General features: G+C 62.6%; 16 protein-coding genes. 2 read left to right on the top strand and 14 right to left on the bottom strand.

The window, feature by feature from the left end:
* Window position 1 precedes the first annotated feature (1 nt).
* The gene (locus ACIPUD_RS04685; RefSeq protein ID WP_018459270.1) at window positions 2–607 is read right to left on the bottom strand and encodes a TetR/AcrR family transcriptional regulator; all 606 of its coding nucleotides are present in this window, start codon (window positions 605–607) and stop codon (window positions 2–4) included.
* Between the two features lie 199 nt (window positions 608–806).
* Between ACIPUD_RS04685 and ACIPUD_RS04680 the strand changes: the two genes are divergently transcribed.
* Both ACIPUD_RS04680 and ACIPUD_RS04675 read left to right on the top strand, forming a co-directional pair.
* Complete coding sequence (locus ACIPUD_RS04680; RefSeq protein WP_085352784.1) at window positions 807–2,048, top strand: efflux RND transporter periplasmic adaptor subunit; 1,242 nt, start codon at window positions 807–809, stop codon at window positions 2,046–2,048.
* Window positions 2,049–2,198: 150 nt separating this feature from the next.
* Window positions 2,199–5,387 (top strand): efflux RND transporter permease subunit, encoded by a 3,189-nt coding sequence (locus tag ACIPUD_RS04675; RefSeq protein WP_446480195.1) that lies wholly within the window; start codon window positions 2,199–2,201, stop codon window positions 5,385–5,387.
* Here the strand turns inward: ACIPUD_RS04675 and ACIPUD_RS04670 are convergent.
* The 13 genes from ACIPUD_RS04670 to ACIPUD_RS04610 all read right to left on the bottom strand — a co-directional run bounded on the left by ACIPUD_RS04670 (window position 5,384) and on the right by ACIPUD_RS04610 (window position 15,373).
* Window positions 5,384–6,112 (bottom strand): sulfite exporter TauE/SafE family protein, encoded by a 729-nt coding sequence (locus ACIPUD_RS04670; RefSeq protein ID WP_247409062.1) that lies wholly within the window; start codon window positions 6,110–6,112, stop codon window positions 5,384–5,386. The two genes, ACIPUD_RS04675 and ACIPUD_RS04670, sit on opposite strands and share 4 nt — an antisense overlap.
* A 14-nt stretch (window positions 6,113–6,126) precedes the next feature.
* Window positions 6,127–6,303 carry a hypothetical protein gene (locus ACIPUD_RS04665; protein WP_231188607.1) on the bottom strand — a complete coding sequence of 59 codons (177 nt, stop codon included), beginning with the start codon at window positions 6,301–6,303 and terminating at the stop codon, window positions 6,127–6,129.
* Window positions 6,296–6,550 carry a hypothetical protein gene (locus ACIPUD_RS04660; RefSeq protein WP_446480194.1) on the bottom strand — a complete coding sequence of 85 codons (255 nt, stop codon included), beginning with the start codon at window positions 6,548–6,550 and terminating at the stop codon, window positions 6,296–6,298. Before ACIPUD_RS04660 ends, ACIPUD_RS04665 begins: the two co-directional genes overlap by 8 nt.
* Window positions 6,551–6,780: 230 nt before the next feature.
* The gene (locus tag ACIPUD_RS04655; protein ID WP_446480193.1) at window positions 6,781–7,899 is read right to left on the bottom strand and encodes a helix-turn-helix transcriptional regulator; all 1,119 of its coding nucleotides are present in this window, start codon (window positions 7,897–7,899) and stop codon (window positions 6,781–6,783) included.
* A 113-nt stretch (window positions 7,900–8,012) separates the two neighbouring features.
* Window positions 8,013–9,131, bottom strand: coding sequence for a helix-turn-helix transcriptional regulator (locus ACIPUD_RS04650; protein WP_446480192.1), 1,119 nt, complete (start codon window positions 9,129–9,131; stop codon window positions 8,013–8,015).
* A 150-nt stretch (window positions 9,132–9,281) separates the two neighbouring features.
* Window positions 9,282–9,506: a hypothetical protein gene (locus ACIPUD_RS04645; RefSeq protein ID WP_446480191.1), complete on the bottom strand. Its 225-nt coding sequence runs from the start codon at window positions 9,504–9,506 to the stop codon at window positions 9,282–9,284.
* A 98-nt stretch (window positions 9,507–9,604) separates the two neighbouring features.
* A complete protein-coding gene (locus ACIPUD_RS04640) occupies window positions 9,605–10,576 on the bottom strand; it encodes a helix-turn-helix transcriptional regulator (protein ID WP_018459279.1) in 972 nt (323 codons plus the stop codon).
* A gap of 229 nt (window positions 10,577–10,805) precedes the next feature.
* Window positions 10,806–11,957 carry a helix-turn-helix transcriptional regulator gene (locus tag ACIPUD_RS04635; RefSeq protein ID WP_446480190.1) on the bottom strand — a complete coding sequence of 384 codons (1,152 nt, stop codon included), beginning with the start codon at window positions 11,955–11,957 and terminating at the stop codon, window positions 10,806–10,808.
* 320 nt (window positions 11,958–12,277) lie between these two features.
* Window positions 12,278–12,790 carry a hypothetical protein gene (locus ACIPUD_RS04630; protein ID WP_247297580.1) on the bottom strand — a complete coding sequence of 171 codons (513 nt, stop codon included), beginning with the start codon at window positions 12,788–12,790 and terminating at the stop codon, window positions 12,278–12,280.
* Between the two features lie 93 nt (window positions 12,791–12,883).
* Window positions 12,884–13,330: a MaoC family dehydratase gene (locus ACIPUD_RS04625; RefSeq protein ID WP_446480189.1), complete on the bottom strand. Its 447-nt coding sequence runs from the start codon at window positions 13,328–13,330 to the stop codon at window positions 12,884–12,886.
* A 371-nt stretch (window positions 13,331–13,701) separates the two neighbouring features.
* Window positions 13,702–14,124: a hypothetical protein gene (locus tag ACIPUD_RS04620; protein ID WP_018459285.1), complete on the bottom strand. Its 423-nt coding sequence runs from the start codon at window positions 14,122–14,124 to the stop codon at window positions 13,702–13,704.
* Between the two features lie 12 nt (window positions 14,125–14,136).
* On the bottom strand, window positions 14,137–14,358 hold the full coding sequence (locus tag ACIPUD_RS04615) for a hypothetical protein (RefSeq protein ID WP_007592399.1): 222 nt from the start codon (window positions 14,356–14,358) through the stop codon (window positions 14,137–14,139).
* A 196-nt stretch (window positions 14,359–14,554) separates the two neighbouring features.
* Complete coding sequence (locus ACIPUD_RS04610) at window positions 14,555–15,373, bottom strand: lytic murein transglycosylase (RefSeq protein ID WP_085352771.1); 819 nt, start codon at window positions 15,371–15,373, stop codon at window positions 14,555–14,557.
* Between the last annotated feature and the right edge of the window lie 3 nt (window positions 15,374–15,376).

Raw genomic sequence — 15,376 nt, 5'->3', positions numbered from 1 at the left:
GTCATGTTCTTGCAGTCGACTGCGCCTCGACCGCCTGCACCGCCACGCTCGCGACCTGCTGCAATGCCTCGCGGTCGGAGCCTGAGGACGCCATCACGCCCATGCCGACCGAGACGGCCGAAACGTAGCGCGCGAGTGCCGCGGGATCCGAGGTCGGCTTGAGATCGCCTTCGGCCTTGGCGCGAACAAAACGATCGCGAAGCTGGTCCTCGTTCTGGGCGCGCCGAGCGGCGAGTTCGAAGGGGACGCTTTCTGATCCGGTGCCGCATGCAATGCCGCCCTGCACGAGCAGGCAACCGGGCGGGTTGGCGGGATCGGTCTGCTTGTCGGCGATGCCCATCAGCATCCGTTCGGCGACGTCGCGGGCAGTCGGCGCTGCCACGACCTCGTCCATCCAGACGGTGCGCAGTTTGGTATAGCGGTCGAGCGCGGCCTTCAGCAGCCCTTCCTTGTTGCCAAAACAGGCGTAGAGGCTGGGCGGATTGATCCCCATGGCCTCGGTCAACTGAGCGATCGTGGCACCCTCATAACCATGGCGCCAAAACACTTCCATCGCCTGGTCCAACGCCGTTTCGGCGTCGAATTCGCGGGGGCGTCCCATGCCCATTTGCCTGTTCTCCTCGAAATCGGCGTCGTCCCTGACCCTAACGCCGGATCCTATCTCTTTGTTCTCGCTTTATTTTCTCTTCCACTTGCCAATACTTGCGGTAAGCGGCTACAATTTTCTTAGCGAATGGTACATAAGTATCTTGCGCTGCGGTATCCAGCTCCACATCTGTAGTGAACACTACATATATGGAGCGCAAATGCCCCCCTCCCAAAATACCACTCGCCCCGGCCATGTCCGCCGCCTTCTGAGCGGCGTCGCCATCGTGGGCGCTCTCGCCGTAGCCGGCTCGATCGCGACCGGCCATTACTTTCGTGCCGCGCAGGCGACCGCGACCGCCGCGGCCGAGCAAGCCGTCCCTGTCACGGTCGCGCTGATCGAACCAAAGCAGACCGTGCTGTGGGACGATTTCTCCGGTCGGCTCGAGGCCATTCAACGCGTCGAGCTTCGCCCGCGCGTGGCCGGCGCGATCCTGTCGGCCAACTTCATCGAAGGCGCGCTGGTGAAGGCTGGTGACATCCTGTTCAAGATCGACCCGGCGCCCTACGCAGCCGAGGTCGACAAGGCCGCGGCCCAGCTCGAAGCTGCGAAAGCGCGCGTCGTGTTCACGCAGAATGAACTTGAGCGCGGCGCGCAGCTGGTCGGCAACGCCGTGGTGACGCGGCGCGACTACGACCAGCGCGACAACGCCAACCGCGAGGCCATCGCCAACGTGAAGGCAGCCGAGGCGACGCTCCAGACCGCAAAGCTTAATCTCGACTACACCGAGGTACGTGCACCCGTGGACGGCCGCGTCGGCAAGATCGAAATCACCGTCGGCAATCTCGTCGCCGCCGGCACCGCCTCCCCCGTGCTGACCTCGCTGGTCTCGGTCAATCCGATCTACGCGTCGTTCGATGCGGATGAGGAGGTGGTGCTGCGGGCGCTGAACTCGATCGCAGATGTCTCCGGCAAGCGCGGCAATTTGGACCAGATCCCGGTGGAGATGACGACCTCAGGCGGCCTCTCGGCCAAGGGCCACATCCAGCTCATCGACAACCAGGTCAACGGCCAGAGCGGCACCATCCGTGTCCGCGCGGTGTTCAGAAACGAGGACGGGCGTCTCATCCCCGGCCAGTTCGCCCGCGTGCGCATGGGCCAGCCCAAGCAGCAATCGCTGGTCATGATCGACGAGCGCGCGATCGGTACCGACCAGGACAAGAAGTTCGTGATGGCGGTCGGCGACGACAGCCGCGCGGTCTACCGGCCGATCACCCTCGGCGGCTCGGTCGACGGGTTGCGTATCGTGACGACGGGACTGAAGACCGGCGATCGCATTATCGTCAACGGCCTCCAGCGCGTGCGTCCCGGCGCCCTGCTCAAGACGGAGATCGCGTCGATGGGCGCGCGCGGGCCGCAGCAGGCCTCCAACCACAGCAAACAGGACGTGGTGCAACGCTAGCATTCTCCGCTTCCGGAGCGCGCGGGCAGCGCGAGCCGGAATGTCGAATTTGTTGAACTACCAAGACATCACTTCTGGATTTCCGGATTTGCGGGCTTTTCCCGCGCCCGGGAATGGCGGGAGGGTCGTCTCTCGCGCAGGGGCAAAGCCATGAATCTCTCGAAGTTCTTCATCGATCGTCCGATTTTTGCCGGTGTGCTCTCGGTCCTGATCTTCCTCGCCGGCCTGATCTCGCTGTTCGCGATGCCGATCTCGGAATATCCCGATGTCGTGCCGCCCTCCGTCCTCGTGCGCGCGACCTATCCCGGGGCCAATCCCAAGGTGATCGCCGAGACGGTGGCGACTCCCATCGAAGAGCAGATCAACGGCGTCGAAGGCATGCTGTACATGTCAAGCCAGGCGACCACCGATGGCGCGATGACGCTGACGGTGACATTCCGGCTCGGCACCGATCCTGACAAGGCGACGCAGCTGGTGCAGAACCGTGTGCAGCAGGCCGAGCCGCGCCTGCCCGCCGTGGTGCGGCAGCTCGGCATCATCACCAAGAAGTCGTCGCCCGACCTCACCATGGTCGTGCATCTGTTGTCGCCCACCGGCCGCTACGACATGACGTATTTGCGCAATTACGCCGTGCTCAATGTCAAGGACCGTCTTGCACGGATCGACGGCGTCGGCGACGTCCAGCTCTATGGCGCCGGCGACTATTCGATGCGGGTCTGGGTCGATCCGCAGAAGGCTGCCGAACACGGGCTCACCGCAAGCGACATCGTCAAGGCGATCCAGGCGCAGAACGTCGAGGCCGCTGCCGGCGTGGTCGGCTCCTCCCCGAATGTCAAGGGCATCGACCTGCAGCTGTCCGTCAACGCGGAAGGGCGGCTTGCGAACGAAGAGCAATTCGGCGACATCGTGGTCAAGACCGGTACGCGTGGCGAAGTCGTGCGCTTGCGCGACGTCGCCCGCATCGAGCTCGGCGCGTCCGAATACGGCCTGCGCTCGCTACTCGACAACAAGCAGGCAGTGGCGATTCCGATCTTCCAGGCGCCCGGCTCCAACGCGCTGGAGATCTCCGATCATGTCCGTGCCACCATGGCCGAGATCAAGAAGAATATGCCGGAAGGCGTGTCCTACCAGATCGTTTACGATCCCACCCAGTTCGTGCGCTCCTCGATCGAGGCCGTCATTCACACGCTGCTGGAGGCGATCGCGCTGGTGGTGCTGGTGGTGATCCTGTTCCTGCAGACCTGGCGCGCCTCGATCATTCCGCTGCTGGCGGTGCCCGTGTCGATCGTCGGCACATTCGCGGTCATGCACGTGTTCGGCTTCTCGATCAACGCGCTCAGCCTGTTCGGGCTCGTGCTCGCAATCGGCATCGTCGTCGACGACGCCATCGTCGTAGTCGAGAACGTCGAACGCAACATCGAGGGAGGGCTGTCGCCGCGCGACGCCACCTACCAGGCGATGCGCGAAGTGTCGGGGCCGATCATCGCGATTGCGATGGTGCTGATCGCGGTGTTCGTGCCGCTCGCCTTCATCTCCGGCCTCACCGGGCAGTTCTACAAGCAGTTCGCGCTGACGATCGCGATCTCGACCGTGATCTCCGCCATCAATTCGCTGACGCTGTCGCCTGCGTTGTCGGCGCTGCTGCTCAAGGGACACAATGAGCCGAAGGACCGGCTGACGATCATCATGGAAAAGGGCCTTGGCTGGTTCTTCCGTGGCTTCAACAAGGTGTTCACACGCTCGTCGGAGAATTACAGCGGCACCGTCACCAAGGTGATATCAGGCAAGGCGGCCGTCATGGGCCTCTATGTGCTCCTGGTCGGCCTCACCGCCTTCCTGTTCCAGCAGGTCCCGAGCGGCTTCGTGCCGGGTCAGGACAAGCAGTATCTGGTCGGGTTCTCACGACTGCCTGATGGCGCAACGCTGGACCGTACCGAAGACGTCATCCGCAAGATGAGCGACATCGCGCTGACCCAGCCCGGTGTCGAGAGTTCGGTCGCCTTTCCGGGCCTGTCGATCGCCGGCTTCACCAACTCCTCCAATGCCGGCATCGTGTTCTCCACGCTCAAGCCGTTCGACGAGCGCAAGGATCCTTCTCTCAGCGGCCCCGCGCTGGCGGCCGAGCTGAACAAGAAATATGCCGGCATCCAGGAAGCCTTCATCGCCATGTTCCCGCCGCCGCCGGTCAACGGCCTTGGCACCATCGGCGGCTTCAAGCTGCAGATCGAGGACCGTGCCGGTCTCGGTTATGAGGCGCTGAACGAGGCGACCAAGGCGTTCATGGCCGCGATGCAGAAGGCGCCGGAGATCGCCGGCGTGTTCTCGAGCTTCCAGGTCAACGTGCCCCAGCTGTTCGCCGACATCGATCGCACCAAGGCGCTCCAATTGGGCGTGCCCGTGACGGAGGTGTTCAACACGCTGCAGATTTACCTGGGCTCCTACTACGTCAACGACTTCAACAAGTTTGGCCGCACCTATTCGGTCCGGGTGCAGGCCGACGCGCCGTTCCGCGCCCGCGCCGACGACATCCGGCAGTTGAAGGTGCGCTCGTCCTCGGGCGACATGGTGCCGCTCTCGGCGCTCTTGAGCGTTCGCCAGAGCGCGGGACCCGAGCGGGCGATCCGCTACAACGGCTTCCTGTCCTCCGATATCAACGCGGCGGCTGCTCCCGGCTTCTCCTCCGGACAGGCGCAGGAGGTCGCGACGCGGATCGCGGCGGAGACGCTGCCGCCCGGCTTTGCCTTCGAATGGACCGACCTGACCTATCAGGAGTTCATCGCCGGCAATTCCGGACTGTGGGTGTTTCCGCTGGCGATCCTCCTGGTGTTCCTGGTGCTGGCCGCGCTCTATGAGAGCCTGACCTTGCCGCTCTCGATCATCATGATCGTGCCGATGGGTCTGCTGGCTGCTATGTTCGGTGTCTGGATCTCCAAGGGCGACAACAACGTCTTCACCCAGATCGGCTTGATCGTGCTGGTGGGACTCTCGGCCAAGAACGCGATCCTGATCGTCGAATTCGCGCGCGAGCTCGAATTCGCAGGCCGCACCCCGATCCGGGCCGCAATCGAGGCGAGCCGGCTGCGGTTGCGCCCGATCCTGATGACGTCGATGGCGTTCATCATGGGCGTGCTGCCGCTGGTGCTCTCGACCGGGGCCGGCTCGGAGATGCGGCGCGCCATGGGCGTCGCCGTGTTCTCCGGCATGATCGGCGTCACCGTATTCGGCCTGTTCCTGACGCCGGTGTTCTATGTGCTGCTGCGGACCGTCACTGGCATGAAGCCGCTGACGCATCACGGCAGCGACACCAGCGCGGCGCCGGTGCAACCCGTCGAGCACTAGATCAGGGAAATCCCCGACAGCAACAACAAAACGAGCACGGTCTTGCGAAAGACCGTCTCGTTGACCCTGTGGAACGCGATCACGCCCAGCGCGGAGCCTGCGAACAGCGCCGGCAGGCTAACCGCGAGATCGACGAAGACCTTTGACGACAGATCCTGATGTCCGAACAGCAGCGCGATCGCGAACAGCTGCATCGCGGCGATGAACGGCTGCACCAGGCCGCGCTGCTCGCTCTTGGGCATGCCGCGCATGTCGCACCAGATCGTCGGGATCGCGCCCGGCATCGCGGTCAGTCCGCCGACCAGTCCTCCACCGAACCCGATCAACGCGACCCAGTGCCGCCCGACCGCCTCGCCGGCCGTCACCAGCGTCGGCCGCAGCAGCATGTAGGCCGCATAGAGCGCAACGATAATGCCGAAGCCGCGCCGGAGCAGATGCGTATCGGTGCTCTGGAGCAGCGACACCGCGATGGCAACGCCGATCAAGCCGCCGACGATCAGCAGCAGACTGCCTTCCCAGCGGATATTGCGCCGAAGCGACCACAGATTGGTGGCCTGCACGCCGATGCTGCACGCCATCATCAGCGGTACGGCTTCGAGCGGCTGAAACACCCGGAGCAGGATGGCGCCCGCTACCGCGGAAAAGGCAAATCCCGAGAGTCCGGAGACAAAGGCGCCGGCGAACACGGCAACGCTGAGCAGCATCAGAGTCGTGACATCAGGCACAATTTGCCCTCCGATCAATCGTAGGGAATTTGCGAGACGGGGACATCGGTGCTCTCGGTGCAAACGGTCGGCACGAGTGGAACCGACGGCTGCGCGTAAGCATGAGATCGCTCCAGCATCGCGAGGCCGACCAGTTCGAGAGCGACGAGCGCTGCCGTCAGCGCGATTGCGACGATGCTGGCGTTACGCACGTTCGAATTTGGGGTCGCTCGTGCGCTCGCGCGGATCAACTCCGTTGGCATTTTCAAAGATATCCTCTTCACGGGAAACGGGAATAATTTCATTCAAACACGGCGCTTCGTGCGGCTGGTCCAGCAGGTGGCGATAGCGCCGCAACACGCGCTCCGCGTCGATTTCCCGCTGCGCGCGGAGTACCGCGCCCATGCGGGCGACGATATCGCGGAATCTTCCTGTCAGAACTGGTGACGCCGTCCGCATGACAATCTCCTCTCAACCTGCACGAGAGATTGACGGAATTCGTTTCCGCTCGCAGTGAGTTGCTTCACAACAATGTCTGGTAGGTCGAACAACAGATCGTGTGACGTCTAGTAGAAGACAACGCGGAAAATCGCGTCATTCGATCGAACGACGTGCGATAACTTTCTAATGATGCTTGTGATTGAACCTATTGCGAGCTACGGCGACTCGCCTGCGTTTTTGAACGCGTCTCAGTGCACGAGCGGATTGGAAAATCCAGCTGCGAGCTTGACGAGATCGGCCTGACGAGAAACGCCGGTCTTGGCGAACACGCGATGCAGATGCGTCTTCACCGTCGTCTCGGCGATACCGAGCGCAACCGCCGTCTCCGGCACGCCGCCGACATCGACGATTGACTGCAAGACCCTCAGTTCGGCAGGCGTGAGCTCGAAGGTGCGGTCAATGAGCCCGGCACACGAGCGGCCGTCGAGTTCCGCTTTCCAGATGAACAGCGCTCCCACTGCCGAACTGCGCTCGGCCACCCCGTCGCGCAGCAATGATGGCAGCGCGATGATTTGCGCGACGTAGTAGGAACCGTCATGCGACATCAACGGATTTTTCCGTCCCGAAGATGCCGCCAACGCGACCTCGCTGGTGTCACGGAAAATATCGCGCAAGGCTGAATTAGCAGCGGAAGATCTTGCCACCAACCTGCCCGAGACAGACCGCAGGACATCGTCGACGTCTAGGATCGTCGCCGCGGCCGGATTGCTGTGGATGATATGACAGGTCGAATCGAGCAGGATGACACCGGCATTCAGTCGGTCCACGACGTCGGCAAGCGCGACCGCGCGCTGCTGCTTCCGCTCGATCGCCCGGTTGATCAACAGCGCCCGGCTCGCATGCGGAGCCAGGAACTGCATTCGCGCCCGCTGTTCCGCGCCGAGCATCTCCCTGCCCGGGATCACGGTCATTAGCATCGGACACGGCGACTTCGACTGCTCCAGCACCACGTTGGCGACGTCGACGCAGCCCTGGGGGCGCAGCCATTCCTGGTAGAAGCGGCCGCGGCGGTATTCGTCGAAATCCACGAGATCAGGGATATTGCGCACCTCGCCATAGCGCGGAAGCCGAGCAAGCGGGTCGTATCGGGAGTAGGTCTCCGCATAGAGCTGAATGTAGTACGGATCGACCCCGCAATAATAATGCGTCGCGCCTGATTTGCTGACCGGGTCCTTCGAAATCAGACCACAGGCTTGGCTGCCAATGAAGGCATTGAGTTTGACAACGACCTCGCTCCACAACTCCGGGTGGAGACCCGCGTCATAGATAGTCTCGATCAACTCGGACGGTTTTGGAGGTCGGGGCATCGGAAGAGCCGATGGTGACACATGGAGATGGCGAAATGTTCTTCATGCCTGGCGGCTTCCGTGAGTCTTTCGCGGGAGCGAAAGGTTCAATCGTGAAGGCAAAATTCAACAGTCTAATTCACAAGCGGATTGGAGAATCCTGCCGCGAGCTTAACGAGATCGGCCTGACGCGAAACGCCCGTCTTGGCGAACACGCGATGCAGATGCGTCTTCGCCGTCGTTTCCGCGATACCAAGCGCGACCGCCGTCTCCGGGACGCCGCCAACCTCGACGATCGACAGGAACACGCGCAGCTCGGCCGGCGTAAGGTCGAATGTCCGCGCGATCAATTCGCCATAGGACTGTCCGCCGAGCGATACCTTACGCAGCAGCGGCGCACCGACGGCATCGACCACCCGCTCGCTGCCGTCCCGCAGGACGGACGACAGCGGCAGGATGTGCGCGACGTAGCGCTCGCCCGAAGGCGAAAGCAGCGAAAACGCATGCCCCTTTGCGGCAAGCAGCGCAATTTCATGGCGGGTCGCGAACGCTTCCCGCAGCGTCTGATTGGCCTCCGCACTGCTGGTCACCAATTGCCCGGCAACGGACCGAACCAGATCCTCCGCCGCAAGCAAGTCGTGCCCCGCGGAATTCGCGTGCACCACCCGGCAGAATCCATCGAGCAGGAAGATGCCGCAGGCCAGATTGTCCGGGACCTCTGCCAGCGCCGTCGCCAGCGTCAGCTGCGAGGTCATGGCGCGGTTGATCAGCAACGCACGGCTGGCGTGCGGGACGATCAGCGAGAGGCGGTGCTTCATCACCGGATCCACCATCCGGCGACCCGACAGCACCGTCATCATCACGGGGCAGCTCGCATTCGAATTCTCGAGCACGACGTTAGCCGCATCGCTGCAACCCTGCGGCCGCATCCATTCCTGGTAAAAGCGTCCTCGCCGATATTCATCGAAATTGACGAGATCCGGGATGCTGACGATCTGGCCATGCGGCGGCAGGACCGTCAGCGGATCGAACTTCGAATGCGTCTCGGAATAGAGCCGGATGTAGTGCGGGTCCGCCCCGCAATAATAGTGCGTGACGCCGAATTTGCTGATCGAGTCCTTGGAAAACAGCCCGCAGGCCTGGCCGCCGACGAAGTCGCGGATGCCGGTGACGACGTTATTCCACAGCGAGGGATCGAGCCCGGCATCGTAGATGGCCTCGACCAGGTCGGGCAGTTTCCGTGGTCCGTGCATGGCTATAAATGGCCTGGGTCATCAATATCACCAAGCATACCACAACCACAGCATGCGGCATCCTCCGATCGGATGAGGCGTCGGCCGGTAACGAGCGGATATTCGTTTCGGGTGCTACTGATGCAGAGTCGCGATACCGCACCGGGATGCTCACATCTCGTCCCAGCCGACCTTCTCCAGATTCTCCGACCAGACCGCGGCGCGATAGATCTCGCGCCCGTCGGCGTTTCTGACCCGGATGCAGGCATCGCGGTCGCGCAAATCGTCGCGCCAGACGAACAGGTGGCTTGCCATCTCGTTGGCCACCACGAATGTCGCTTCGGGGCATTCGAACACCATGCCGCCCGGATCGATCTTCACGATATTGCCGATCATAAGAAAAAACGGCGCATGCAACACTCCAACTGGGGGCGGCGCACGCCCGCCCCTGCCGTCTCCAAGCGGCATTTGACTTGAAACTCAGTCGTGCGCGGTCACGACATTTCGCCGCTCCTGACGTCACTGGGCGTGGCGCCATAAGTTCGACGGAAGCAGCGGTTAAAATAGGAGAGATCGCCGAAGCCGACATCGTAGGCGATCGAGCTGACCGTCCGCTCGGCGTATCCGGGTTCCCGCAACATGCGATGGGCGCGCTTGACGCGTTGTTCGATCACGAAGGACGAGAACGTCTTGCCGTCGGCCTCGAACAGGCGCTGGAGATAACGCGGCGTCACGCCGAGCTCCTGGGCGACTGTGGCCACCGACAGGTCCTGCCGCCAGCAATTGTTGGCGATGGAGACTTTGGCCTTCTGCAGCCGTGCCGCCTTCACGCCGCGCCGCCCGGCCAGCTCCCGGGGCTCGTTGGTGGCACCGAGAACGATTGCCAGAAGATCGTGCAGATGCCCGACCCCGAGCTGGCGCAAATTTGGCGTCGCGAACGCCTTCTCCCGCACCAGTGTCTCCGCATAGTTGACCAGCAATCGAAGTCCTGTCGAGCTCTCCGGCATGACACGCATTACGGCGTCATCGACATCCACGATCATCGGCGCCAGCACGCGTCTCGGCACGCGTAGGGAGAAGCAGCTACCCAGCGACAATCGCTCGAACGTCGTGACGTCCTCCGCGCTGGTCAGGACCGCCTCCCCTGCACGAAGGCTCAGATCGTGTCCCCGCTCGGATATTCCAAGTACGCCAGATCGATTCACGATCAGGGCCAGGCTGTCGTCGCCATCGGCAACCAGGTGTTTGGTGCGACTGACGCGCGCTCCGCACAATCCTCCGATCAGCAATTGGGCTTCCGGCAAGACGTGGGACGTGAAGCTCGCCGTAGCCGGCTTTCCTTCTCTCGCCTCGACCTCCGCCTTCAACACCCCGCGGCAGTAGAAATCGCGAAGCAGCGGGATACGCTCGTTTTCGGGAATTTCGTTCGTCGAAACATTAATAATGGAAAAATCAAACTGGCTCACTGCAATCCTCCAACCGACGAGCAGGTCCGGCCGTGCGCTGTCGTTTCCTCACACTCGCGTTTGACGCCGTCGTCGCATCTCTTCGTGGCGCTTGCTGCTCTTCACTTTTCTGGATCGCGATATACGAAAGTATCAAATGACTCGCGTCCTGCATTCGGAGGACACGGGAGCTCGGCTCATCACAATGCATTGAGATCGCGGCACATATCGGCGAGCCTTGTGAAATGGATCACACGGCGTCGCCACTGCCGTTCGTTCGACGCGCGAATGGAACGGCAAAGCCGGTGGCGATCTTGACCAGGTCGGCCTGCCTGCCGGCGCCGGTCTTCTCGAACAGGCGGCCGAGATGCGTCTTCACCGTCGTTTCAGCGATACCGAGCTTTGCAGCGATGTCGGGAACCCCGCCAATCTCGATAATGGCCATCAATACGCGCAGTTCGGACGGCGTCAGCCTGAAGGCCGCAGCGATCGCATCGGCTGCGAGCCATGTCGCCGCCGAGGCCTTCTGAACGAAGAGCACCGTGGCTGCAGCATCTCGCGATGGAGTGCGATCGCGCTTCAAGGGAAAAGCGTGGAGCAGATAGTGCTGCCCATCAACCGACGTCGCAAGCTCGATCTGGCGGCTGGCAGCGGAACGAGCTTCACTGCCCGATTCGCACAGGCCGCGGAATATTTTGTCGGTCTGGGTGTTGCGGGCCACGATCCGGTCGCCGACCATTGCGAGCAGGCTGGCATCGGCGAACAGCCCGCGGCATGCTGCGTTGGCATGTACGACCCGGCCATCTGCGTCGAGCAGGCAGATCGCCGTGCTCAGCCCATCCAAGACATCTGCAAGGTCGTCCACGGTATGCGAGCGTGCCCTGATCTGCCGGCCCATGATCCTGGAGCGCTGGAGGTGCGGAGCAAGCAGCCGCATGCGCTCACGCATCGGCTCGTCAACGAGTCCGCGCGACCGGTGGCGCAACACCTGCAGGATCGTGGTGCGTGCCTCCGACTTCTCGAGGGCAACGGTTGCAAGGTCTATCGCTCCTTGCGGCTCCACCCACTCGCGATAGAAGCTCGTTGCCAGGAAATCCGCTTGAGGCATGATATCGGCGACGCCGATCGTCTGTTCCGCCGCGAGCATGAGATGACGATCGAGCAGAGGGTCGAGTTCCACATATCGGTCGCGATAAAGCTGGCGGAAGCGGGATTCGCTGCCAAAATGCTCGTGGATCTCGATCGAGAGCCTGGCTCTATCCCTGGACAGGATGGTCGCGGCACATCCGCCGACGAAATGCGAAACCTGTTCCAGCACCCCGCTGCGCAGCGCGGGATCGACCGCGGCGTCGTAGATTTCGCCGACAAGGGACGAGAATCGATTTGCGTGGAGGATTGTCATCGGCCGGACGACGCAATCTGCGTATGGCTCGGGCGTGCGAGAAAGATCGCGATCCGGGGACTGGCGAAGGAGAGGGGCCGTTCAATGGCCGCCTTCGACGGGGAGAAAACGTTGCAACGAAATGCTGGAATATCGAACATCGTCCTTGCGTAACGTCAACCGCAGGATGCGGCTTGGACGTTTTCGCCAAAGACTAGGATAAATGCGAACAGCGCGCGGACTGTATGCGATGAGTCACGCGTGCGATGCGTCAGGCAGCGCGCGCACCGCAGAACCCTGTCGCCACCGATCCCGCCGGCCTCGCATTCGGCTCCGGCAATTTACTTGCGATTCTCCTCGCAGAATTTCAATGCCGCCAGCGCTTCACCGGCACGCGGCACCTGCATCTCGATGCTGTCGTCGTCATCGTCCTCGAAATCGAGCGAGAGACGCTTGGCCCTGGACAGCCGGTCCATCATGGACTGATCGTATTCGAAGATGCCGCGAACGGTGGTCTTGTCCATGACCTCCCACTTGGCCTTCTTCATGATATCGGCGTCATCGGTGCCGACATCGGCCCGGAGGATCTCGCCCACCTTGTCCCACTCCCAGCCGTCATAGATCATGACGATGACGATAGCTTTCTCGGAATAGGTGACGACGATGACGTAGTCCCGGTTCTCGTCTTCCTTGTCCTTGTAGCCGCGGCTCGCATTGCAATGCGCGTCCTGCGTACGCTTTTCGATGGTCCAGTCGCCGACCTTGGATTGTTGCGCCTGCACCGGTCTTGCGGTCAAAGCGACGGCACTCAAGGCGCCGGCCAGCAGCCCGGCGGCGAGAAGAGGTCGTTTCATGTCAGCCTCCAGCGTGTTCCCCGGACCGAGATGACCACCTCTGCCGGTGACCCGCAAGGGCTTCAGGCGGTTGCGTAGGGCGCCGACCCTGCCCTACTCCCGCCGGGGCACGATCGCGATCGGGGTGAAGGTGTAAACCTCCTCGCCGTTCTGATTGAACATCGTCCATTTCACCAGTGCGATGCCCTGCGGCTTCGACTTCGATGGCGTCAGGCTCATGACCTCCCCGACCAGATGCAGGCGGTCGCCGGGCCGCACCGGGATGGTCCAGCGCAGCCCGTCGACGCCGGCACCGATCAGCGGATGCGGGCCGAACGGACGGGTCTGGATCGCGAGGCTCATGGCAATCGCGGCGGTGTGCCATCCCGAGGCAGCGAGACCCCTGAACAGGGTCTGCTTGGCGGCTTCGTGGTCGAGATGCATCGGCTGCGGATCGAACTCGGCCGCGAACCGCTTGATGTCGGCCTCGGTGACGTGAACTTCGGGGGATTTGAACTGCATTCCAATGGTGAGATCGTCGAACCACTCGACCTGCGCCATGATTTCGCCTCGCAATGTGATGCGCCGCCTCGCGGCTAATGGGATTGAGCAAGAGCGGGATGTAGCGGCTCCGCAGCGCACAAACCAGCCCGGGGTTCCCCAAGAAACCCGTTTCCAGATGCGACGAAACACGCCTGAAACAGATGGTCGGTTATCTCGTTGTCAAAAGCATACAGGGACGGCCACCATGCAATTCTTCCTCAACCTGATCTGGGATTATTCCTGCTGTCAGCACCTCGTCGCCCTGCCGCCGCAGGAGGACGAACTATGATCGAGCTGATCTCGGCCTTGCTCGCGCTTTGCAGCGTCGGCGTCTTTGCAGCGCACGCGGTGGATGCCTATCGCTCCACCCATTACTGATAGCCCACGCCCTAGAACGGCCGCCGGTAGAAGTGCTCCGAATGCGTCGCTGGCGGAAACCTGTTGGCGAGCGCGAGAGCTCCCCTTTCGTCGGTTTCGAGCGCGATCTTCTGTGCGAGCATCACGTCGCCGGGAACGAGAAAGCCTGACGGGACGAAGCACCACCCCATCGTCGCATTTCCGGCCTCGTCGATCTCATGGACGTTGGCGGCGGTGCCATAATGGATGCGATAGGTCTTGCCGGTATCGCCGCCGACGACATCGAAATACCGGTGCTGCTCGAATTGGGCGCGCTGCGCCGGTGACAGCCATTCGGCCAGGAGCCGGCGACCGCGAGCATCCGGCGTGTTCTCGCCGAAAAAGCGCCGATAGAGTTCGCGGAGCGCATGCAGACGCGCACGCGCCGGCCCACGGAGCCAAACTGCCGCGATCATGAGCAGCTCAGATCAACCGCCAACCAGGCGGGGATAGAACAGCGTTTCCTGCGCGGTCGGGTCAAACGATCGGATCCGGGTGACTTCGCCAGGTCCGGTTCGCAGCGCGGCGGTGAAGCCCGCTCCGGTCAGCTCCCGAAAGCGCCGCTCGGCTCGCGCCAGCGCTTCGGCATTGCCAGGATCAAACTCGTGGCGCGTGTCGCCAGTCTGGTCCATCACGATCTGGGTTGCCATGTTGAGTCTCCTCATGCCCAGCCCTGTTCGATCAAAGCAAACCTCGTGCCGTCGGTTCCAGTTGGCAACAACTTTCTCTTGCCGGCGCATCACGCCTTGCTGAGCAGGAGCGTTCTCAAGCGAAGTGGATGCCGGTTCGCATAAAGCAAACGCGGCAAAACCAAGAAGCTTGAGCCCCTTCGAAACGCGGCTCTGGTCAGCGCGAGGCGGCCGTACCTCCGCCCTCGTCGATCTGCCGTCCCATCAGGGCGATCGCTTTCTGATAAACGCCGGCGGCATTCCAGGCTTCGATGGCAGCGAAATTCGGCTCGCCCGGCTGGTAACCCGCTCCTGCACGCCAGCCATGGGCCTTGAGGAAATTCGCCGTCGAGTTCAGCGCATTGGCGGCAACTTCGAGATTGCCGGTGCCGTAGGCCAGGATGTTCTTGGGCATGAACTGGGTCTGACCGACTTCGCCGTGCATCGAGCCGCGGGTTGCCCCCGACAGCGTGCCGCGATCGATCAGCTTCAGCGCCGCATAGAGCTGCTCAGTGAAGAATTCGGGACGGCGGCAGTCATAGGCGAGCGTCGCGATCGAAGAGAGCATATTCTGGTTGCCGCGCTGGCTGCCGAACCCGGTCTCCATGCCCCAGATCGCGATCAGCGGCCCCGGCGGGACGCCATAGCGCTGCTGGATCGAGGTGAACAAGGCGGCTTGCGACTGCTTGAGCTGGCGACCCTTGGCAACGATGGTGGTGGCGCCGCGCTTGGCGAGGAACTGGTCGAGCGTCAGCGAGAAGCTGCGCTGGCCACGGTCGGCCGCGATGGTGGCACTGGCGTAATTGGTCTGCATCAGCGCCGAGAGCGCAGTCTGGCCGACGCCCTTGCCCTGCGCCTCCGCGCTGAACTCGCGCTTCCAGGCCTCGAAGCCGGCCGACGAACTGCCGCATTGCGCGGCGTGGGCGGCGGGCGCCAGGCAGCCGAGCAGCGTCATCGCCCCAAAAACCGCCGCAGCTACAGTTCTGCCCCTGATCATGTC

It is taken from the genome of Bradyrhizobium sp. CAR08, from assembly GCF_052871955.1.
This window is presented reverse-complemented; position numbering and strand designations above follow the sequence as displayed.